This window comes from Pseudomonas sp. PVC-3-1 (genome assembly GCF_057444315.1).
Genome location: NZ_CM172023.1, coordinates 529,249 through 549,050, shown reverse-complemented (window position 1 = coordinate 549,050; position 19,802 = coordinate 529,249). Strand labels below are relative to the sequence as shown.

Here is a 19,802-nt window from a genome sequence, read left to right as displayed (position 1 = left end):
CAGGGCCACCCCTCACCTCCTGAATAAAAAGCGGCATCCGCCGCGGACGAAAATAAGAGTGATGGACAGGAGTCCGTCGCAAAGGAGTCTGCTGTGTTGAAGAAACTTGCTGTACTGCTGATGGCGGGGGCGTGGGCCCTGCCGGCGCAGGCGAAGGTCGATGCCGCCGAGGCCGCTCGACTGGGCCGCGACCTGACGCCGATGGGGGCGGAAATGGCTGGCAACGCCAGTGGCACCATCCCTGCGTGGACGGGCGGTATCACCGTCGTCCCGGCGGGCTACCAGCCTGGCATGCACCATCCCGATCCGTACGCCGCCGATGCCGTGCAGTACAAGATCGACAGCAAGAACCTGGCGCAGTACCAGGCGCTGCTCACGCCCGGCACCCAGGCATTGTTGCAGGAAAACCCGGACTACTACCTGCGCGTCTTCCCCAGCCGCCGCAGCGCCTCGCTGCCGCAGCGCATTTATGACGCTACTCGCTTCAACGCCGAGAACGCCGAGCTGATCGCTGATGGTAACGGCGTCCAGGGTGCCGCCGCCGGCGTGCCGTTCCCGATGCCCAAGACCGGTCTGGAAGCCATCTGGAACCACATCATGCGTTACCGTGGCGAGCAGATTCACATGGTGACCAACCAGGCCGCCGTGCTCGCCAGCGGCAGCTACAACCTGCTCAAGCTCGACCGCTACGTGTACTTCAACTACGGCCGCGAGGGCATGAGCCCGCAGGACCTGAACAACACGCTGTTCTACTACAAGTACAACATCGTCGCCCCGGCCAAGCTCGCCGGCTCTGCGCTGGTGGTGCAGGAGACCATCGACCAGGTGCTGTCGATCCGCAAGGCCTGGCGCTTCAACAGCGGCGAGCGCCGCGTGCGCCGCCTGCCGAGCCTGGCCTACGACACCCTGCAGCCAGACACCAACGGCCTGGCCACCGCCGATACCGTGGACGTCTACAACGGCGCGCCGGACCACTACGAGTGGCAACTGCTGGGCAAGCGCGAAATGCTCGTGCCGTACAACAGCTACGCGGTGCACCAGAAGGGCATTCCCTACGCCGACATCCTGCGCACCAAGACCCTCAACCCCGAACTGCTGCGCTACGAGCCGCACCGCGTCTGGGTGGTCGAGGCAACCCTGCGCAAGGGCATGGGCCATCCATTCGCCAAGCGCCGTTTCTACCTGGATGAAGACAGCTGGCAAATCCTCGCCTCGGACATCTACAACGCCGATGGCAAGCTGATCCGCGCCCAGGAAGTGCACCCGATCAACTACTACGACGTACCCATGGTGCTCAGCACCCTGGAAGCGCTGTACGACTTCGAGGGCAAGCGCTACTTCGTCGACGGCCTGGACAACAACGAGCCGATGTACGACTTCAAGGTCCCACTGGGGCCGCGCGACTTCACCCCGCAGGCGTTGCGCCGCGAGGGCAATTGAGTCCCCAGCAGAGGCCGCCGCGAGGCGGCCTTTGTCTATCCGCGCAAATCGACCTGTAGGAGCGAGCCCTCTCCCCGGGGTTGACCCGGTCCAGGCGCGCGTTACTCGATCAACTCGGCGCCCAGCACCGTGGTCTCCGGCATGCGCATCGGCGCCGGGCTGAGCTGCAGGTACTTGATGCTGGTGCGCGGGATGATCAGCAGGTCACCGTCCACCTCGATGCTGATGACCGGCGATTCCATCTGCTTGCGGATGCCGCGGGCCACTTCGGCGGGGTCGTCGCTCTGTTGCGGAAAGCGCAGCGCCAGGCGCTGGCCATCGGAGAAGTGCAGGTAAAGATGCTTGATCGGCTTCATGTGTCCTCCGGCGGTGGTGGCCAACCGCCGGAGGTCCGCAGGTCAGCTGCGGTCGGCGATCATGCCAATCACGAAGAACACTAGCAGCAGCACGGGCGCCAGGGTGTAGTTGTTGAAGTAGCCCAGGCCCTTGGCCAGCCACGGCGTCACGAAGACCATCGCCAGGCCGTAGCCCACGGCGCAGATCAGCACGAACAGCAAGGTGCGGAAGACGAAGTTCAGGCTGCCGATGCGCTGCTGCACCCAGGCGTTGATCGCCGGGCCGAACAGCACCAGCACGGTAGCCATGATCGCCAGGGCGATGTCGGACAAGTGGCCGCGGCACCAGCGGGAGACGTTGGCAATCAGGTCGAGCGCGAAGTCCATTGGGGCTCCTTGGGATTCAGAGTCGCCGGGGAGTGTACACGGCGAGCGACGCTGACGTCGCTCGGGCGGTTCTCAGGGCAGGAAGCGCTGCAGCAGGTCGTTGAGGAACAGCTGGCCGCGTTCGGTGGGGGCAAGCCGTTGCGGGTCGTCCAGCAGCAGGCCGTCCTTGCGCGCCTGTCGGCACGCTTCCTCGATGGCGGTCAGCGGCAGGCCGGTGCGCTCGGCGAAGGTGGTCGCGGGCACACCTTCGGTCAGGCGCAGAGCGTTCATCATGAACTCGAAGGGCAGGTCGCCGGGCTCCAGGTCGCGTTCGCCGGCCTGGAAGGGCTTCTCCGGATTCAGGTAGTCCTTTGGCAGGCGGGTCTTCCAGGTGCGCAGGATGCGCCCTTCCGGGGTGCTCAGCTTGGCGTGGGCGCCGGCGCCGATACCGAGGAAATCGCCGAAGGTCCAGTAGTTCAGGTTGTGCCGCGCGCGCTTGCCGTTCCGGGCATAGGCCGAGGTTTCATACTGGACGTAGCTCGCCTGGGCGAGCAGCGCCTGTCCGGCCTCCTGGATTTCCCACAGCTGGTCGTCCTCGGGCAGCTCCGGCGGCTGGCTCCAGAACACCGTGTTCGGTTCCATGGTCAGCTGGTACCAGGACAGGTGCGTCGGCTCCAGGTCGATGGCCTGCTGCAGGTCGGCAAGGGCGTCGGCGACGCTCTGTTCCGGCAGGCCGTGCATCAGGTCCAGGTTGAAGTTGTCGAAGCCGGCGCGGCGGGCCATCTCGGCCGCACGCACGGCTTCGTCGCCATCGTGGATGCGGCCCAGCGCCTTGAGCTTCTCGGCCTGGAAACTCTGGATGCCGATGGACAGCCGGTTGATCCCCAGCTTGCGGTAGTCGGCGAACTTGGCCTGCTCGAAGGTGCCGGGGTTGGCTTCCAGGGTGATCTCGATATCGCTTTCGAAACCGACTTGCCTTTCCAGCCCTTCGAGGATGCGGCCCAGCGCCTTGGCGGAGAACAGGCTGGGCGTGCCGCCGCCGAAGAAGATCGAGGTCAGCTTGCGGCCATGGACGTAGCCGCGATCAGCCGCGAGGTCCGCCAGCAGCGCCTCGACGTAGGCATCCTCGGGCAGCTCCGGGCCGGCAGCGTGGGAGTTGAAGTCGCAATAGGGGCATTTGCGCACGCACCAGGGGATGTGCACATACGCGGACAGCGGTGGCAGGCGAAAGCCGGAAACCACCGGCCCGGCGTCGAGCCCGTGGCTTCCTGCCTGGCTCATAGACCCAGCCGCTGCTTCAGCAGGGCCATCGCGCGGGCGCGGTGGCTGATCTGGTTCTTGCGTTCGGGCGGCAGTTCGGCGCTGGAGCACTCGGCTTCCGGCACCCAGAACAGGGGGTCGTAACCAAAGCCGTGTTCGCCGCGGGCTTCGCGCAGGATGCTGCCGTGCCAGAGGCCTTCGCAGAGAATCGGTAGCGGGTCATCGGCATGGCGGACGAGTGCCAGCACGCTGACGAACTGGGCGCCGCGCTGCTCGTCCTGCACGTCTTTCAGGGCGTCCAGCAGCTTGGCGTTGTTCGCCGCGTCACCCTTGCCGTCGGCGTAGCGCGCGGAATAGATGCCCGGTGCGCCGCCGAGGAAGTCCACTGCCAGGCCGGAGTCGTCGGCCAGTGCCGGCAGGCCGGAGATGCGCGCGGCGTTGCGGGCCTTGAGGATGGCGTTCTCGACGAAGGACAGGCCGGTCTCTTCCGGCTCCACGTCACTGAACTCGCCGATGGAGCGCACCTTCACATGGGCTCCGAGCATGGCCTGGAGTTCCTTGAGCTTGCCGGCGTTGTGACTGGCCAGCACCAGTTGTTCGAGCTTGATCATTCGTCTGGGAAGATTTCCTGCATGAAGTCGAAGCTTTGCGGGGCTTCGCTTCCGGACTGGACCTGGATGGAGAAGGTCAGGGTTTCGCGGCCTTCGATGGGGAACTGCGCCAGGTTGTAGACGGCGCCTTCCTCGACCACGCGCTTGAAGGTCAGGGGAATGGTCTGGCCCATCAGGTTCTTGGCGGAGCCGGCGACGGTGGCGTTGGCCGGTTTGCCGCTGGCATCCAGCGGCACGATGTTGACCACGCCCTGGGCCTTGCTCCGCACCACGCCTACCGCTTGCGCGACATTGGGCTGGAGGAAGCTGGAGTTGAACACGCTGTAGTGCACCTGCAGGTCACCCAGGCGCTTCACCTGTTCGGCGAAGGCGGGGACGGCGAGGACCAGGCAGGCGAAGAAGGTAAGCAGGCGGCGCATGATGTTTCTCCCGGGCTCTATCGGATAGCCGCGATCAGACGGCGATGCGGTGGTCTTGCACGCCAGCGCCGCTGATTCGGTAGATGCCGATCTCACCCAACAGATTAGGCCAGATTCGCGAGGCCCAGCCATGCTGGTGCTCGTGGTCCACCGCCAGGCGGTCCAGCACCTTCGCGTGCTGCTCGTGGCAGAGCGCCTCGAAGTCGCGGAAGGTGCAGAAGTGGATGTTCGGCGTGTTGTACCAAGTGTACGGAAGGAAGTCCGACACCGGCATGCGGCCATTGCGCGCGAGGTACCAGCGGCAGCGCCAGTGACCGAAGTTGGGGAAGGTGATGATGCAGGTCCTGCCCACGCGGAGCATTTCCGCCAGCACTTTGTCCGGGTAGCGCAGGGCCTGCAGCGACTGGGTCATCACCACCACGTCGAAGCTGTTGCTGGCAAAGTTGCCCAGCCCCTTGTCGAGGTCCTGTTCGATAACGTTGACGCCACGTTCGATGCACTTGGCGATCTTTTCGGGGTCGATCTCCAGGCCGTAGCCGCCCACCTGCTTGTGGTCGCGCAGCCAGGCGAGCAGCTCGCCGTCGCCGCAGCCCAGGTCGAGCACGCGGCTGCCGGCGGGGATCCAGTCTTGGATGATTTCCAGGTCGGCGCGCATGGGTGTCCTTTTATACGCTGATGCGGTGCATGTAACCGCTGAAGGCTTGCAGGTAGCGCGGAATCGGCATCAGGAAGGCGTCGTGGCCTTGCGGGGCGTCGATTTCCAGGTAGCTGACGTTCTTCTTCGCCGCCAGCAGCGCGTCGACGATCTCCCGCGAACGCGCCGGGGAGAAGCGCCAGTCGGTGGTGAAGGACATCAGGCAGAAGTCCGCTTTCACCCCGGCGAGGGTACGCGCCAGGTCGTCACCGTGGGCGGCGGCCGGGTCGAAGTAGTCCAGCGCCTTGGTCATCAGCAGATAGGTATTGGCGTCGAAGCGGGTGGAGAACTCCTCGCCCTGGTAGCGCAGGTAGCTTTCCACCTGGAACTCGACGCTGTGCAGGTCGTAGTTGAGCTTCTCCGACTTCATGTCGCGGCCGAACTTGGCGCCCATGGCGTCATCGGAGAGATAGGTGATGTGCCCGACCATCCGCGCCAGGCGCAGGCCGCGCTTGGGAATCACGTCGTGTTCCTGGAAGTGGCCGCCGAAGAACTCCGGGTCGGAGAGGATCGCCTGGCGCGCGACTTCGTTGAAGGCGATGTTCTGCGCCGACAGCTTGGGGGCGCTGGCGATGCACAGGCAATGGCGCACGCGCTCGGGGTAGCTGATGGTCCATTGCAGCGCCTGCATGCCGCCCAGGCTGCCACCGACGATGGCCGCCCAGCTCTGGATGCCGAGGCGATCGGCCAGGCGCGCCTGGCTGTTGACCCAGTCTTCCACGGTGACGACCGGGAAATCCGCGCCGTAGGTCTTGCCGGTGGCGGGGTTGAGGCTGGTCGGCCCGGTGGAGCCGTTGCAGCCACCCAGGTTGTTCAGCGCGACGACGAAGAACTTGCGGGTGTCGATGGGCTTGCCCGGACCGATGCAGCTGTCCCACCAGCCCGGCTTGCGCTCATCGACGCTGTGGTAGCCGGCGGCGTGGTGGTGGCCGGAGAGGGCGTGGCAGATCAGCACGGCATTGCTCGCCGTGGCGTTCAGTTCGCCGTAGGTCTCGATCACCAACTGGTATTCGGGCAGGGTCTTGCCGCAGGCCAGGGGCAGCGGTTCGTTGAACTGCAGCGTCTGGGGGGTGACCAGACCGACGGAATCTTCGGGGAAGACTGTTGGCATCGACCCAGCTCATGAATAAAAAAGGACGGCCAGTCTAAAGAGCGCCGCCCCCTGCGGCAAGCGCGCTCGGAAGGGGCGGGGCGGGCGTGGCGCGGGTTTCAGGCGCGCTGGGAGGTGGGCAGGGTGACGACCTTGGCCTGGCGCTGCAGCGGTGCCGGGCGGCGCAGCTGGCGGAGGATGTCGGTGGCTTCGGCGAGCTGCTGTTCCAGTTCCTCTGTATAGCGTCCCAGCAGCAGCGAGCGCTGGCGCGCCTGCTGGGTTTCCTGGGCCAGGGCCTTGAGGCGCAGCATGTGGGTTTCCAGCATCTGCTTGTGTTCCAGGCTGTACTGCATCAGCGGCATCAGGGCGTCGGCGGCCCACTGTTCGGCCTCTTCGCGCAGGCGCTGGTGCAGGCCGATGACTTCCTGGGCGACGGTGGCGAAGAAGCGCCGGGTCAGCAGGCGCTGCTCGGTGAGCAGGGTCTTGAGGTGCAGGCGGAAGCGGTCGGCCTTTTCCTGCAGCTTGGCGAGGTCGCGCAGGTAGCGCTGGACGCGGAACTGCGGGGCGTCCAGGGCGTTGAGCGGGTTTTCCTCGTTATGTCGCAGGTAGATGGCTGCCACCATGCGGTTGGCGGTCTCCGCTTCGTGGCCGAGGGCAACCAGGTCGCCCTCTACGGTGCGGAAGAACTGCAGGATGGCCTGGTGAATGCCGACGGTGGTCCAACTGCCGCGCAGTTTGTCATGGACCTTCTTCAGGTGCTGTTCCAGACGTTCGGCGCGCACCGCCTCGCGCAGCTGCTCGCCCTGGTGGCGCAGCAGGCGCTGGTTGGTCTTCAGGCTGAGCAAGCGCTTGTGGTGCAGGTTGTGGTCGTCCTTGGTTCGCGCGGTCAGTTCGAACAGCAGTTGGCCGCTGTCCTGCTGTTGATCGTTGAGCAGCGCCTGCTGCTCCTTCACCTTGTCCAGGCGCACGCGCAGGCTGTGCTGGCTGTTATTCACCAGCGCCAGCACCTGGCCGACCACGGCCGTCTCCAGCAGGCGCTCCTTCTGCGCGACGATGCGCTCGCAGAGCAGCTCTTCGAGGGATTCCATCTGGCTGCGCGCAAGCAATTCGCGGTCGCCGCGGACCTTGGCCAGCAACGCTTGCTTGGCCGACAGCGGCAGCACGTCCTCGCGGGCAATGCCCAGCTGGCGCGCGGTGGTGTCCTGGATATGGCGGATGGCGTTCTGCACGAAGGCTTCACCGGCCAGGTCGTCCCAGAGCACGTCGATCTTGTTCAGCACCGCATAAAGAGAGGTGTGGCCGTCTTCGCCGAGCTGGCGCACGTGATCCTGCCAGATCGCCATGTCGGAGGCGGTGACTCCGGTATCGGCAGCCAGCAGGAAGAGGATCGACTGCGCACTGGGCAGCATCGACAGAGTCAGTTCCGGCTCGCTGCCCAGGGCGTTCAGGCCGGGCGTGTCGAGGATGCGCAGGCCCTGGCGTAGCAGCGGGTGGTCGAAGTTGACCAGCGCGTGGCGCCAGGCAGGCACCAGCACGATGCCGGGCTTGTCGGTGGCTTCGAGCATGTCCGGGTGGAAGCCCAGCTGGATCGCCTGTTCCACCGGTAGTGGCTTGGTCTTGGCAACCTGGGCGAAGGCTTCGGCCATGTTTGCCGGGTCAGAGGTGTCCAGCGGGATGTTTACCCAGTGCCGCGGGATGCGCTTGAACTGCGCAACGCTGGCGTCGGCGGCGCGGGTCTCGATGGGCAGCAGGCGGATGTACGGCCGCTCCGAGCGCGGGTCGAAGAACAGCTCGGTGGGGCACATGGTGGTGCGCCCGGCCTGGGACGGCAGCATGCGGCGGCCGTAGCCGGAGAAGAACAGGCTGTTGATCAGCTCGGTCTTGCCGCGCGAATACTCGCCGACGAAGGCCAGGGTGATGTGGTCGACGCGCAGCAGGCGCAGGGTGCGTTCGAGGCGTTGCTCGATTTCCGGAGTATTCAGCCGGGCGCGTTCCAGCCAGCTGCGATAGCGGGTGATCTCACGGACCAACTCGCGCTTCCAGGTGACGTACGCATCGATCTGCTGACTGAGACGTTCCATGCTCATCCGGGCGTTCCTTGGGCTGGCGCGTCCTGCGCGGGGAATGGATGGCGTGGATTATGCGACGGAGTGTAGGAATAGCAATTGGCCTACAGCACATTCCTACACGTAAGGTCGGCCAAGGTTACCGAGCGGCTATCCCGAGCTCTGCCGGAATTTTCGTCGGACGGGGAATGCGCACGCGCTTCTGGCGATTGAGTTCGCCGCTTTCCAGCTTCACCGCGCTTTTCGGTACGCCGAAGGCCTTGCCGAGGAAGGCCAGCAGGTGGGCGTTGGCCTTGCCTTCGACCGGTGGCGCGGTGAGGCGGATTTTCAGGCGCTCACCGTGCAGCCCGGCGAACTCGTCGCGGCTCGCCTTGGGCTGCAGGTGGCAGTCGAGGATCAGGTCCTCGCCGTCCCAGTGGTAGAACGGCATGACCGCTTACATGAAGGGCGAAAGGATTTGTGGCATCCCGGTCATGGCGGCCAGGTTGCCGATCACCAGCATGTCGATCAGCTTCAGCGCGATGAAGGCGAAGATCGGCGAGATATCCAGCCCGCCCAGGTTCGGCAGCAGCTTGCGGAAGGGCGCCAGGAACGGCTCGCAGATCTGGTTCACCAGCTGGGCGCCGGGGTTGTAGCTGCCCGGGGCGACCCAGGAGAGGATCACGCTGATGATCAGGGCGAAGAAGAAGATCTTCAGGAACAGCGAGGTCACCGCGATGATCGACCACACCAGCAGTTGCAGAATGTAGCCGCCGACGCCGTAGCCCATCAGGGTCAAGGTGATGACCATCAGCAGCAGCTGGACCAGGATGGCCAGCACCAGCGAGGCGAAGTCGATGCCGCCGAAGCCGGGGATGACACGGCGCAGCGGGTTCAGCAGCGGCTTGGTGGCACGCACGATGAACTGGCTGAGCGGGTTGTAGAAGTCGGCGCGGACCAGTTGCAGGATGAAGCGCAGCAGCACGATCAGCAGGTACAGGCTGCCAAGTGTCTGGATCACATAGATGGCGGCTGTGGAAAGTCCGGTCATTGGGCGGTCCTTGGTAAGCGTTGGGCGCCGGCGCACAGGGCCGGGCGAATCGGGCGGTCGGTCAACGACGGCGCTGTAACGCCATACTGTAGGGAATTCATCGTCGCCGGTCGCGTGTAAGTGTGTTTCGTCACGTGCAAATTCAACCCCGGCAGGCCGTCAGCGTGGGGCCGGTGTGCCGGGGCCGCGACCAGGTTGCGCGGCAGGGCGAAGGCGAGGGGCAGTGCGACCTTCCCTGGTCGCCGGGCGGTGTGCGTCATCGCAATCAGCGGCCCAGTTGTTCGGCCAGCTCGGCGGAGCGGTGGTCGGCGGCGCCTACTGCTTTCTCCACAAGTGCCTCGAAGCCGTTGGCCTGGAAGGTGGTGATGGCCGCTTCGGTGGTGCCCTTGGGCGAGGTCACGCGGCGGCGCAGTTCGGCCGGGTCGACATCGCTGGTGGTGGCCATCTGCGCGGCGCCCAGGGCGGTCTGGCGGGCCAGTTGGCCGGCGACTTCGCGGGACAGGCCGAGCTTCTCGCCAGCGGCGGTCATGGCTTCCATCAGCAGGAAGAAGTAGGCCGGGCCGCTGCCGGAGACAGCGGTGACCGCGTCGATCTGGCGCTCCTCGTCCAGCCACAGGGCAATGCCCACGGCGCTCAGCAGTTGCTGCGCCTGTTCGCGCTGGGCGGCGCTGACGCTGGCATTGGGGAAAAGGCCGCTGGCGCCCAGGCCGACCAGTGCCGGGGTATTGGGCATGCAGCGGACGATGGCGCGCGGCTGGCCGTTCACCGCGCCGAGCCAGCGCTCCAGGCTGGCGCAGGGGATGCCGGCGGCGATGGAGACGATCAGCGCGTTTGCGCTCAGCGCCGGCGCCAGTGCCAGGCAGACGTCCTTCATGACCTGCGGCTTGACCGCCAGGACCACCACGTCGGCGCCGGCCACGGCGCTGGCGTTGTCGCCGACCACTTCGATGCCGTGCTCGGCGGCGATCTTCGCGCGCTGCTCGGCGCCCGGGTCGCTGGCGCGGATGTTGCCGGCCTGCACGCCCTTGGCGCGCAGGCCGCCGATGAGACTGGCGGCCATGTTGCCGGCGCCGATGAAGGCAATACGGGTGCTGCTCATGGAGTCTCTTCCTTTATTCATTCAGTGCGTCAGTGCGAGGCGCCGTAGTCGCGGGCGCCGAACAGGGCGGTACCGATCCGCACCCAGGTGGCGCCTTCGCCGATGGCGGCTTCGAGGTCGTGGCTCATGCCCATGGACAGGGTGTCCAGGCCGAGGTTCAGGGCTTGCATCAGCTCGCGCAGCCGGGCGAACGCGGCGTGCTGCGCGGCAACGTCCTCGGTGGGTTCGGGGATTGCCATCAGGCCACGCAGTTTCAGGTGGGGCAGTTGCGCAACGGCCTGGGCGAGGGCGGGCAGTTCGGCAGGGGAGCAGCCGGACTTGCTGTCCTCGCCGCTGACGTTCACCTGCAGCAGCACGTTCAGCGGCGGCAGGTGCGCCGGGCGCTGCTCGGAGAGGCGCTGGGCGACCTTCAGGCGGTCCACCGAGTGCACCCAGTCGAAGTGCTCGGCGATGGGCCGGGTCTTGTTCGACTGGATGGGGCCGATGAAATGCCAGGTCAGTGGCAGGTCGGCCAGCTCGGCCTGCTTGAGCAGCGCTTCCTGCAGGTAGTTCTCGCCAAAATCGGCCAGGCCGCAGGAGAACGCCTCGCGGATATCGGCGGCGGGTTTGGTCTTGCTCACGGCAAGCAACTGCACCGAGTCAGGCGTGCGATTTTTCGCTTGTTCCGCCTCACGGATTCGTACGCGAACCTTTGCAATATTCTCTGCTATCGTGGACATTACCGTCGCTTTTCCGCCCGGCTGCTGCGTGTTCTGCGGCATTCTACCTGCTTGCTCTTGATTGGGGAGTCCCATGGATATTACCGAGCTGCTCGCCTTCAGCGCCAAGCAGGGCGCTTCGGACCTGCACCTCTCGGCCGGCCTGCCGCCGATGATCCGCGTCGACGGCGATGTTCGCCGCATCAACCTGCCGCCGCTCGAGCACAAGCAGGTTCACGCGCTGATCTACGACATCATGAACGACAAGCAGCGCAAGGATTACGAAGAGTTCCTGGAGACCGACTTCTCCTTCGAAGTGCCGGGCGTAGCCCGCTTCCGGGTCAACGCCTTCAACCAGAACCGTGGCGCCGGCGCCGTGTTCCGGACCATTCCCTCCAAGGTCCTGACCATGGAAGACCTGGGGATGGGCGAGGTATTCAAGCGCGTCTCCGACGTGCCGCGCGGCCTGGTGCTGGTCACCGGGCCGACCGGTTCGGGCAAGTCCACCTCGCTGGCAGCGATGCTCGACTACCTGAACAACACCAAGTACAGCCACATCCTCACCGTCGAAGACCCGATCGAATTCGTTCACGAATCGAAGAAGTGCCTGGTCAACCAGCGCGAGGTGCACCGCGATACCCTCGGCTTCAACGAGGCCCTGCGCTCGGCCCTGCGTGAAGACCCGGACATCATCCTGGTGGGTGAGATGCGTGACCTGGAGACTATCCGCCTGGCCCTGACCGCTGCGGAAACCGGCCACCTGGTATTCGGCACCTTGCACACCACCTCCGCGGCCAAGACCATCGACCGTATCGTCGACGTGTTCCCCGCCGAGGAAAAATCCATGGTCCGCTCCATGCTCTCCGAATCCCTGCAGGCAGTGATATCCCAGACCCTGCTGAAGAAGATCGGCGGCGGTCGGGTCGCGGCCCACGAGATCATGATCGGCACCCCGGCGATCCGTAACCTGATCCGCGAGGACAAGGTCGCGCAGATGTACTCCGCGATCCAGACTGGCGGGGCGATCGGCATGCAGACCCTCGACATGTGCCTCAAGGGCCTGGTCGCCAAGGGCCTGGTCACCCGCGACGCGGCGAAAGAAAAAGCCAAGATCCCGGAAAACTTCTAACCCCACCGGGCCCTTGCGGCCCGGCGCACGGAGCGCGCCACACGCACCCGCTTCGTGATCCGACAGCCCTGTCGTAGTCAGCGTGAACTCGGCGAGAAAGATCATGGAATTCGAGAAGCTGTTGCGCCTGATGGTGGAAAAGGGAGCCTCCGACCTGTTCATCACGGCGGGCGTGCCGCCTTCGATGAAGGTCAACGGCAAGGTGCTACCGGTCACCAAGACCGCGCTGTCGCCGGAGCAGACCCGCGAAACCGTGCTCTCGGTGATGAACGAGCAGCAGCGCCGCGACTTCGCCGAGAATCACGAGTGCAACTTCGCCATCAGCGCCCGTGGCGTCGGCCGTTTTCGTGTCAGTGCCTTCTACCAGCGCAACCTGGTGGGCATGGTGCTGCGCCGCATCGAGACCAACATCCCGACCATCGATGACCTGAAACTGCCGGAAATCCTCAAGAAACTGGCGATGACCAAGCGCGGCCTGGTGATCTTCGTCGGTGCCACCGGTACCGGTAAGTCCACCTCGCTGGCGGCGATGATCGGCTACCGCAACAAGAACTCCACCGGCCACATCATCTCCATCGAAGACCCCATCGAGTACATCCACCAGCACCAGGGCTGCATCGTCACCCAGCGCGAGGTGGGCCTGGATACCGATACCTTCGAAGTCGCGCTGAAGAACACCCTGCGCCAGGCGCCGGACGTGATCATGATCGGCGAGGTGCGTTCGCGCGAGACCATGGACCACGCCGTGGCGTTCGCCGAAACCGGCCACCTGTGCCTGGCGACCCTGCACGCCAACAACGCCAACCAGGCGCTGGAGCGGATCATCCACTTCTTCCCGGCCGACCGTCATGGTCAGGTGTGGATGGACCTCTCGCTGAACCTCAAGGCCATCGTCGCCCAGCAACTGGTGCCGACCCCGGACGGCAAGGGCCGCCGTGCGGTGATCGAAGTGCTGCTGAACACCCCGCTGGCCGCCGACCTGATCCGCAAGGGCGAGGTCCACGAGCTCAAGCCGCTGATGAAGCGCTCCACCGAGCAGGGCATGCAGACCTTCGACCAGGCGCTGTACCAGCTCTACACCCAGGGCGAGATCACCTACGAAGACGCGCTGGCCTACGCCGACTCGGCGAACGACCTGCGCCTGATGATCAAGCTCGGCTCGGAAACCGATGCCGACCACCTGTCCACCATGACCCAGGGGCTGACCCTGGAAATGAGCGAAGACGATCCCAATCGCCGTTTCCGCTGACCTGAAGAGCCCGCCTAGTGCGGGCTTTTCGTTTATTCTGGCTGCCACGCAACGCAACGGGAGAAAGGCATGTCCGCCAACCCTGACACCCACAGCAAAGTCATCGGCTACCTGCTGTGGATCTTCGGCTTCACCGGCTCGCACCGCTTCTACTACGGCCGTCCGATCACCGGCACCATCTGGTTCTTCACCCTCGGCCTGTTCTTCATCGGCTGGATCATCGACCTGTTCCTCATCCCCTCCATGGATGATGCGGCGGACCAGCGCTACCGTGCTGGCGGTATCGACTACAACGTCGCCTGGATCCTGCTGACCTTCCTCGGCGTGTTCGGCGTGCATCGCATGTACATGGGCAAGTGGATCACCGGGATCATCTACCTGTTCACTGGCGGGCTGTTCCTGGTCGGCGTGCTGTATGACTTCTGGACGCTGAACAGTCAGATTTCCGAGCGCAACGGGCCGCAGCGGATCTGATCCTTCTTTTGTAGGAGCGAGCTTGCTCGCGAACCGCTTCAAGATCAGCGCTGCAGGGCAGCACGTTCGCGAGCAAGCTCGCTCCTACGAAAAACAACTCCGCCGTCTTTCGTCGCGCCGCCTGGCGCGAGCTGTGCCTCCCGCCTAAGGTCAGGAGGACAGTAGCAGGCGCCGCCGGGCGATCCCCGTGGCGCCCAGAAGGAGTGGCTGCCATGAGCAACGAATCCCGCCCCGCCGTACTCGACCTGATCGGCAATACCCCCATGGTCCGCGTCACACGCTTCGATACCGGACCTTGCACCCTGTTCCTCAAGCTCGAATCACAGAACCCCGGCGGCTCCATCAAGGACCGCATCGGCGTCGCCATGATCGAGGCTGCCGAGCGCGACGGCCGGCTCAAGCCCGGCGGCGTCATCGTCGAAGCCACTGCCGGCAACACCGGCCTCGGCCTGGCGTTGGTGGGCCGCGCCAAGGGCTACCGGGTGGTGCTGGTGGTGCCGGACAAGATGTCCACCGAGAAGGTCCTGCACCTGCGCGCCATGGGCGCCGAAGTGCATATCACCCGCTCCGACGTCGGCAAGGGGCACCCCGAGTACTACCAGGACGTCGCCGCGCGGCTGGCAAAAGACCTGCCGAACGCCTTCTTCGCCGACCAGTTCAACAACCCCGCCAACCCGCTGGCCCACGAGACCGGCACCGGTCCGGAAATCTGGGCGCAGACCGGCCATGACCTCGATGCCGTGGTGGTCGGCGTCGGTTCCGCCGGTACGCTCACCGGCCTGACCCGGTTCTTCCAGAAGGTCCAGCCGGACCTGGAAATGGTTCTGGCCGACCCGGTGGGTTCGATCATGGCCGAGTACTCCCGCTCGGGCGCCATCGGCACGCCCGGTTCCTGGGCGGTGGAGGGTATCGGCGAGGACTTCGTGCCGTCGATCGCCGACCTCTCCAGCGTGCGCCACGCCTATTCCATCAGCGACGAGGAAAGCTTCAGCACTGCCCGCGAACTGCTGCGCAATGAAGGCATTGCCGCCGGTTCGTCCACCGGCACGCTGCTGGCCGCTGCGCTGCGTTTCTGCCGTGAGCAGACCGAGCCCAAGCGTGTGGTCAGCCTGGTCTGCGACACCGGCACGCGCTATCTGTCGAAGATCTACAACGATCAGTGGATGACCGACCAGGGTCTGCTGCAGCGCAAGCGCTACGGCGACCTGCGCGACATCATCGCGCGGCGTTTCGAGGAAGGCCGCGTGGTCAGCGTCGGTCCCGGCGATACGCTGCTTACGGCCTTCCAGCGCATGCGTCTGGCGGACATCTCCCAGCTCCCCGTGCTCGACGGTCAGCGACTGGTCGGCGTCATCGACGAGTCCGACATCCTGCTGGGCGTACATGACGACCCGACGCATTTCCGCAGCGACGTCGCCGGCGCCATGAGCACTGCCCCGGAAACCCTGGCGCCCGGCGCCAGCCTCAAGGAACTCGAAGCCGTGCTCGCGCGCGGGCTGGTGGCGATCATCGCCGACACCTCGGGCTTCCACGGCCTGATCACACGATTCGACTTGCTCAACCATCTACGGAGGACCCTCGCATGAGCCAGCACGACGACCGCCTCGGTTTCGCCACCCGCGTGATCCACGCCGGGCAGGAGCCGGACCCGTCCACCGGGGCGATCATGCCGCCGATCTACGCCAACTCCACCTACCGCCAGGAAAGCCCCGGCGTGCACAAGGGCCTGGACTACGGACGCTCGCACAACCCCACGCGCTGGGCGCTGGAGCGCTGCGTCGCGGACCTGGAAGGCGGCAGCAAGGCGTTTGCGTTCGCCTCGGGGCTGGCGGCCATTTCGGCAGTGCTGGAGCTGCTCGACGCCGGCTCGCACATCGTCTCCGGCAACGACCTCTACGGCGGCACCTTCCGCCTGTTCGAACGGGTGCGTCGGCGCAGCGCCGGGCATGATTTCCACTTCGCCGACCTGGCCCAACCCGGCGCCCTGGAAGCGGTGCTGACCGACAAGACGCGCATGGTCTGGGTGGAAACCCCGAGCAATCCGCTGCTGCGCTTGACCGACCTGGGCGCCATCGCCCGCACCTGCCGCGAGCGCGGCATCCTCTGCGTGGCCGACAACACCTTCGCCAGCCCCTACGTGCAGCGTCCGCTGGACCTGGGCTTCGACATCGTCGTGCACTCCACCACCAAGTACCTCAATGGTCACTCCGACGTGATCGGCGGCATTGCCATTGTCGGCGACAACCCCGACCTCGCCGAGCGCCTGGGCTTCCTGCAGAACTCGGTGGGCGCCATCGCCGGGCCGTTCGACGCTTTCCTCACCCTGCGCGGCGTGAAGACCCTGGCCCTGCGCATGGAGCGACACTGCGCCAATGCCCTCGACTTGGCGAAATGGCTGGAACAGCAGCCGCAGGTAAAACGCGTCTATTACCCTGGCTTGCCATCGCACCCGCAGCACGAACTGGCGCGCCGGCAGATGAAGGGCTTCGGCGGGATGATCTCGCTGGACCTGGACACCGATCTCGCCGGGTCGCGGCGCTTCCTGGAGAACGTCCAGCTGTTCGCCCTGGCGGAGAGCCTGGGCGGCGTGGAAAGCCTGATCGAGCACCCGGCGATCATGACCCACGCCAGCATCCCGCCGGAGAACCGCGCGGCGCTGGGGATCGGTGATTCGCTGATCCGGCTGTCGGTCGGTGTCGAAGACGTGGAAGACCTGCGCGCCGATCTGGCGAAGGCCTTGGCGATGATCTGACGCCCTGCGCCGAACCGCTTTTGGTAGGAGCGAGCTTGCTCGCGAACCGCCCAGCCTCAGTGCCCGGAATGTTCGCGAGCAAGCTCGCTCCTACAAGGGGCGAAACCGCGCACGCCTGCGCGATGCGTCGCTACGCGAGCGCTCACGAAAAAGCCCGCCAATCGGCGGGCTTTTTCATGGAGCGATGAGGCGTTACACCGCGTGGACGATATGCCCGTCCACCAGGGTGCAGCGCACCACGCCCGGCAGGCAGTGGCCGAGGAACGGGCAGTTCTGCCCGCGGGAGTGCCAGGTTTCGCCCGCCAGGGTCTGGCCGTCGGCTTCGAACAGCACCACGTCGGCTGCCGCGCCGATTGCCAGCTTGCCGGCCGGCAGGCGCAGGGCGGCGGCGGGGCCGCTGGAGAGGCGCGCGAGCAGGGTGGGCAGGTCGAGCAGGCCGTCCTGCACCAGGGTCATGGCCAGTGGCAGCAGCAATTCGACGCTGCTGATGCCCGGATCGGTGGCGGCGAACGGCGCGTTCTTCGCGTCCTGCTCATGGGGCTGGTGATGGCTGGCGATGGCCTGGATCACGCCGCTCTTCACCGCTTCGCGCAGGGCGTCGCGGTCCTTGCGCGAGCGCAGCGGCGGTTGCACGTGGTACAGGCTGGAGAAGTCCGCCAGCGCCTCGTCGGTGAGGATCAGCTGGTACAGCGCCACGTCGGCGGTGACCGGCAGGCCACGCGCCTGGGCCTGGGCGATCATCTCGACGCCGCGGGCGCTGGTCAGCTGGCTGAAGTGCGCACGCACGCCGGACTGTTCCACCAGCAGCAGGTTGCGCGCCAGGGCTACGGTCTCTGCGGTCTCCGGGATGCCGGCCAGACCGCGGAAGCTGGCGGTCGGGCCTTCGTGTGCGATGCCGCCTTCGGCCAGGTCGTTGTCCTGAGAGGTGAAGATCACGGTCAGGTCGAAGGTCGCCGCGTATTCCAGCGAGCGCAGCAGCACGCGGTTGCTCGCCATCGGCGCCAGGCCATTGGTGAAGGCCACGCAGCCGGCGTCGCGCAGGGCGACCAGCTCGGACAGCTGCTCACCGGCCAGACCCCTGGTCAGCGCGCCGATGGGGAAGACCTTGGCGTTGCCGGCCTCGCGGGCGCGGTCGAGGATCAGCTCGGCGACCGCCGAGGTGTCCAGCACCGGCTTGGTCTGCGGCGGGAAGCACAGGCTGGTGACGCCGCCGGCAGCGGCGGCGCGGGTTTCGCTTTCGATATTGCCCTTGCGGCTGTAACCCGGCTCGCGCAGGGCAACGCTCAGGTCGACCAGGCCGGGCGCGGCGATCAGGCCGGCGGCATCGATTTCCTGGGCGGCGTGGAAGCCTTCGGGAGCGTCGCCGATGGCGACGATGCGGCCGGCTTCGATATGCAGGTCGCAGACCTTGTCCAGGCCGCTGGCCGGGTCGATCAGGTGGGCGCCACGAATACTGACGGTCATTGCGCGTCCTCCTGTTCCAGCTGGCGTTGGGCGTTCTGGCCGCTCATGGCCATGGACAGCACGGCCATGCGGATGGCGATGCCGTAGGTGACCTGGTTGAGGATCACCGACTGTTCACCGTCGGCCACGGCGGAGTCGATTTCCACGCCGCGGTTGATCGGGCCGGGGTGCATGACGATGGCATCGGGCTTGGCCAGCTGCAGGCGTTTCTGGGTCAGGCCGTAGAGCTTGAAGAACTCGCCCTCGCTGGGCAGCAGGCCACCGGCCATGCGCTCGCGCTGCAGGCGCAACATGATCACCACGTCGACGTCCTTCAGGCCTTCGTCGGCGTTGGTGAAGACCTTCACCCCGTACTGCTCTTCCAGGCCCACCGGCAGCAGGGTGCGCGGGGCGATGACGCGGATGTCCGGGCAGCCCAGGGTTTTCAGCGCCAGCATGTCGGAGCGCGCCACCCGCGAGTGCAGGATGTCGCCGACGATGGCCACCGAGAGGTTCTCGAAGTTGCCCTTGTGACGGCGGATGGTGAGCATGTCGAGCATGCCCTGGGTCGGGTGGCCGTGGCGGCCGTCGCCGCCGTTGATCACGGCGACGTTGGGGCTGACGTGCTCGGCGATGAAGTGCGCGGCGCCCGAGTCGCTGTGGCGCACGACGAACATGTCGGCGGCCATGGCTTCGAGGTTGCGCAGGGTGTCGGTGAGCGTCTCGCCCTTGCTGGTCGAGGAGGTCGACACGTTCAGCGAGATGACGTCAGCGGACAGTCGCTGGGCGGCCAGTTCGAAGGTGGTGCGGGTGCGCGTGGAGTTCTCGAAGAACACGTTGCACACGGTCTTGCCGCGCAGCAGCGGGACTTTCTTCACCGCACGGGCGCCGACTTCGAGGAAGGAGTCGGCGGTATCGAGGATTTCAGTCAGCAGTTCGCGGGACAACCCGTCGAGCGAGAGGAAGTGGCGCAGCTGGCCCAGATCGTTGAGCTGCAGCGGGCGCTTGGCGTCGGTCGGCATGTGGCAGGCCCTGAATGTAGGTGGTGGATGTCCGGGCGCGCGGGGTTACAGCGCGGGGCTGAGAAGCGTGCGCTCGAGGACAAGTGGTGCGGGACCGCGCAATTTTACCCGCTCGTTGGGTGCCAATGACAGCGTTTCGCCGACGACATCCGGACGAATCGGCAGTTCGCGCTTGTTCAGGTCCACCAGGCTGACCAGGGTCACGCTGGCCGGGCGGCCGTAGTCGAACAGCTCGTTGAGCGCGGCGCGTATGGTGCGTCCGCTCATCAGCACGTCGTCCACCAGGACCAGGTGCTGGCCATCGATCTCGAACGGCAGTTCCGACGGACGGACCTGCGGGTGCAGGCCGCTACGGGTGAAGTCGTCGCGGTAGAAGGAGACGTCGAGGATGCCGAGGATCTCGTCGCTGCCCAGTTGCTTGAGCAATTCCTGGGCGACCCAGATGCCGCCGGTGTGGATGCCGACGAAGCGCGGCGAGTCGATCCCGCGCTGCGCCAGGTAGTTGCGCAGGTCGGTGGCCATGCGGGGGATGAGTTCGGCGGGGCTGGGCAGGGTCATGACATCTCCGGTTCGGTTGGCGAGGCCACCCGGCGCGGGCGGCCATCGGGGCGGACCGTTCCGGGAG

General features: G+C 65.9%; 21 protein-coding genes. 6 read left to right on the top strand and 15 right to left on the bottom strand.

Annotation, left to right across the window (positions count from 1 at the left end):
* Positions 1-93 precede the first annotated feature (93 nt).
* A complete protein-coding gene (locus AC2T4A_RS02655) occupies positions 94-1,440 on the top strand; it encodes a DUF1329 domain-containing protein (RefSeq protein WP_478378317.1) in 1,347 nt (448 codons plus the stop codon).
* A 101-nt stretch (positions 1,441-1,541) separates the two neighbouring features.
* Here AC2T4A_RS02655 and AC2T4A_RS02650 read toward each other — a convergent pair whose 3' ends face one another.
* The 12 genes from AC2T4A_RS02650 to AC2T4A_RS02595 form a co-directional block, all read right to left on the bottom strand.
* Positions 1,542-1,796: a hypothetical protein gene (locus AC2T4A_RS02650; RefSeq protein WP_416743578.1), complete on the bottom strand. Its 255-nt coding sequence runs from the start codon at positions 1,794-1,796 to the stop codon at positions 1,542-1,544.
* A 42-nt stretch (positions 1,797-1,838) separates the two neighbouring features.
* Positions 1,839-2,162 (bottom strand): DUF3392 domain-containing protein, encoded by a 324-nt coding sequence (locus AC2T4A_RS02645; RefSeq protein WP_017520106.1) that lies wholly within the window; start codon positions 2,160-2,162, stop codon positions 1,839-1,841.
* A 72-nt stretch (positions 2,163-2,234) separates the two neighbouring features.
* Positions 2,235-3,422: a radical SAM family heme chaperone HemW gene (gene hemW / locus AC2T4A_RS02640; RefSeq protein WP_478378316.1), complete on the bottom strand. Its 1,188-nt coding sequence runs from the start codon at positions 3,420-3,422 to the stop codon at positions 2,235-2,237.
* Positions 3,419-4,012, bottom strand: coding sequence for an RdgB/HAM1 family non-canonical purine NTP pyrophosphatase (gene rdgB, locus AC2T4A_RS02635; RefSeq protein ID WP_416743574.1), 594 nt, complete (start codon positions 4,010-4,012; stop codon positions 3,419-3,421). Before rdgB ends, hemW begins: the two co-directional genes overlap by 4 nt.
* The gene (locus tag AC2T4A_RS02630; RefSeq protein WP_416743572.1) at positions 4,009-4,431 is read right to left on the bottom strand and encodes a DUF4426 domain-containing protein; all 423 of its coding nucleotides are present in this window, start codon (positions 4,429-4,431) and stop codon (positions 4,009-4,011) included. The genes rdgB and AC2T4A_RS02630 overlap by 4 nt, the downstream gene beginning before the upstream one ends.
* A 34-nt stretch (positions 4,432-4,465) precedes the next feature.
* Positions 4,466-5,086 carry a methionine biosynthesis protein MetW gene (metW, locus tag AC2T4A_RS02625; RefSeq protein WP_416743570.1) on the bottom strand — a complete coding sequence of 207 codons (621 nt, stop codon included), beginning with the start codon at positions 5,084-5,086 and terminating at the stop codon, positions 4,466-4,468.
* Between the two features lie 10 nt (positions 5,087-5,096).
* Complete coding sequence (metX, locus tag AC2T4A_RS02620; protein ID WP_478378315.1) at positions 5,097-6,236, bottom strand: homoserine O-succinyltransferase MetX; 1,140 nt, start codon at positions 6,234-6,236, stop codon at positions 5,097-5,099.
* A gap of 98 nt (positions 6,237-6,334) precedes the next feature.
* Positions 6,335-8,302, bottom strand: a complete 1,968-nt coding sequence (locus tag AC2T4A_RS02615) for a dynamin family protein (RefSeq protein ID WP_416743566.1) — start codon at positions 8,300-8,302, stop codon at positions 6,335-6,337.
* Between the two features lie 118 nt (positions 8,303-8,420).
* Complete coding sequence (locus tag AC2T4A_RS02610) at positions 8,421-8,711, bottom strand: DUF167 domain-containing protein (RefSeq protein WP_416743564.1); 291 nt, start codon at positions 8,709-8,711, stop codon at positions 8,421-8,423.
* Positions 8,712-8,717: 6 nt separating this feature from the next.
* The gene (locus tag AC2T4A_RS02605) at positions 8,718-9,311 is read right to left on the bottom strand and encodes a YggT family protein (protein ID WP_416743562.1); all 594 of its coding nucleotides are present in this window, start codon (positions 9,309-9,311) and stop codon (positions 8,718-8,720) included.
* Positions 9,312-9,576: 265 nt separating this feature from the next.
* A complete protein-coding gene (gene proC / locus AC2T4A_RS02600) occupies positions 9,577-10,410 on the bottom strand; it encodes a pyrroline-5-carboxylate reductase (RefSeq protein ID WP_478378314.1) in 834 nt (277 codons plus the stop codon).
* A 29-nt stretch (positions 10,411-10,439) separates the two neighbouring features.
* Positions 10,440-11,129, bottom strand: coding sequence for a YggS family pyridoxal phosphate-dependent enzyme (locus tag AC2T4A_RS02595; RefSeq protein WP_478378313.1), 690 nt, complete (start codon positions 11,127-11,129; stop codon positions 10,440-10,442).
* Between the two features lie 73 nt (positions 11,130-11,202).
* Between AC2T4A_RS02595 and pilT the strand changes: the two genes are divergently transcribed.
* The 5 genes from pilT to AC2T4A_RS02570 all read left to right on the top strand — a co-directional run bounded on the left by pilT (position 11,203) and on the right by AC2T4A_RS02570 (position 16,712).
* A complete protein-coding gene (pilT, locus tag AC2T4A_RS02590; RefSeq protein WP_017520118.1) occupies positions 11,203-12,237 on the top strand; it encodes a type IV pilus twitching motility protein PilT in 1,035 nt (344 codons plus the stop codon).
* A gap of 103 nt (positions 12,238-12,340) precedes the next feature.
* On the top strand, positions 12,341-13,486 hold the full coding sequence (gene pilU, locus AC2T4A_RS02585) for a type IV pilus ATPase PilU (protein ID WP_478378312.1): 1,146 nt from the start codon (positions 12,341-12,343) through the stop codon (positions 13,484-13,486).
* Between the two features lie 69 nt (positions 13,487-13,555).
* Positions 13,556-13,960 (top strand): NINE protein, encoded by a 405-nt coding sequence (locus tag AC2T4A_RS02580; RefSeq protein ID WP_024766756.1) that lies wholly within the window; start codon positions 13,556-13,558, stop codon positions 13,958-13,960.
* 212 nt (positions 13,961-14,172) lie between these two features.
* Positions 14,173-15,546, top strand: coding sequence for a pyridoxal-phosphate dependent enzyme (locus tag AC2T4A_RS02575; RefSeq protein ID WP_478378311.1), 1,374 nt, complete (start codon positions 14,173-14,175; stop codon positions 15,544-15,546).
* Positions 15,543-16,712 carry a trans-sulfuration enzyme family protein gene (locus tag AC2T4A_RS02570; RefSeq protein WP_478378310.1) on the top strand — a complete coding sequence of 390 codons (1,170 nt, stop codon included), beginning with the start codon at positions 15,543-15,545 and terminating at the stop codon, positions 16,710-16,712. Before AC2T4A_RS02575 ends, AC2T4A_RS02570 begins: the two co-directional genes overlap by 4 nt.
* 192 nt (positions 16,713-16,904) lie before the next feature.
* On the opposite strand, the gene AC2T4A_RS02565 is transcribed toward AC2T4A_RS02570, so the two are convergent.
* The 3 genes from AC2T4A_RS02565 to pyrR are packed head-to-tail and all read right to left on the bottom strand — an operon-like array spanning position 16,905 to position 19,735.
* On the bottom strand, positions 16,905-18,176 hold the full coding sequence (locus AC2T4A_RS02565) for a dihydroorotase (RefSeq protein ID WP_416743554.1): 1,272 nt from the start codon (positions 18,174-18,176) through the stop codon (positions 16,905-16,907).
* On the bottom strand, positions 18,173-19,177 hold the full coding sequence (locus AC2T4A_RS02560) for an aspartate carbamoyltransferase catalytic subunit (RefSeq protein WP_416743553.1): 1,005 nt from the start codon (positions 19,175-19,177) through the stop codon (positions 18,173-18,175). Before AC2T4A_RS02560 ends, AC2T4A_RS02565 begins: the two co-directional genes overlap by 4 nt.
* A gap of 45 nt (positions 19,178-19,222) precedes the next feature.
* Entirely contained in the window at positions 19,223-19,735 is a 513-nt protein-coding gene (pyrR, locus tag AC2T4A_RS02555; protein ID WP_416743552.1) for a bifunctional pyr operon transcriptional regulator/uracil phosphoribosyltransferase PyrR, read from the bottom strand.
* Positions 19,736-19,802: the final 67 nt, after the last annotated feature.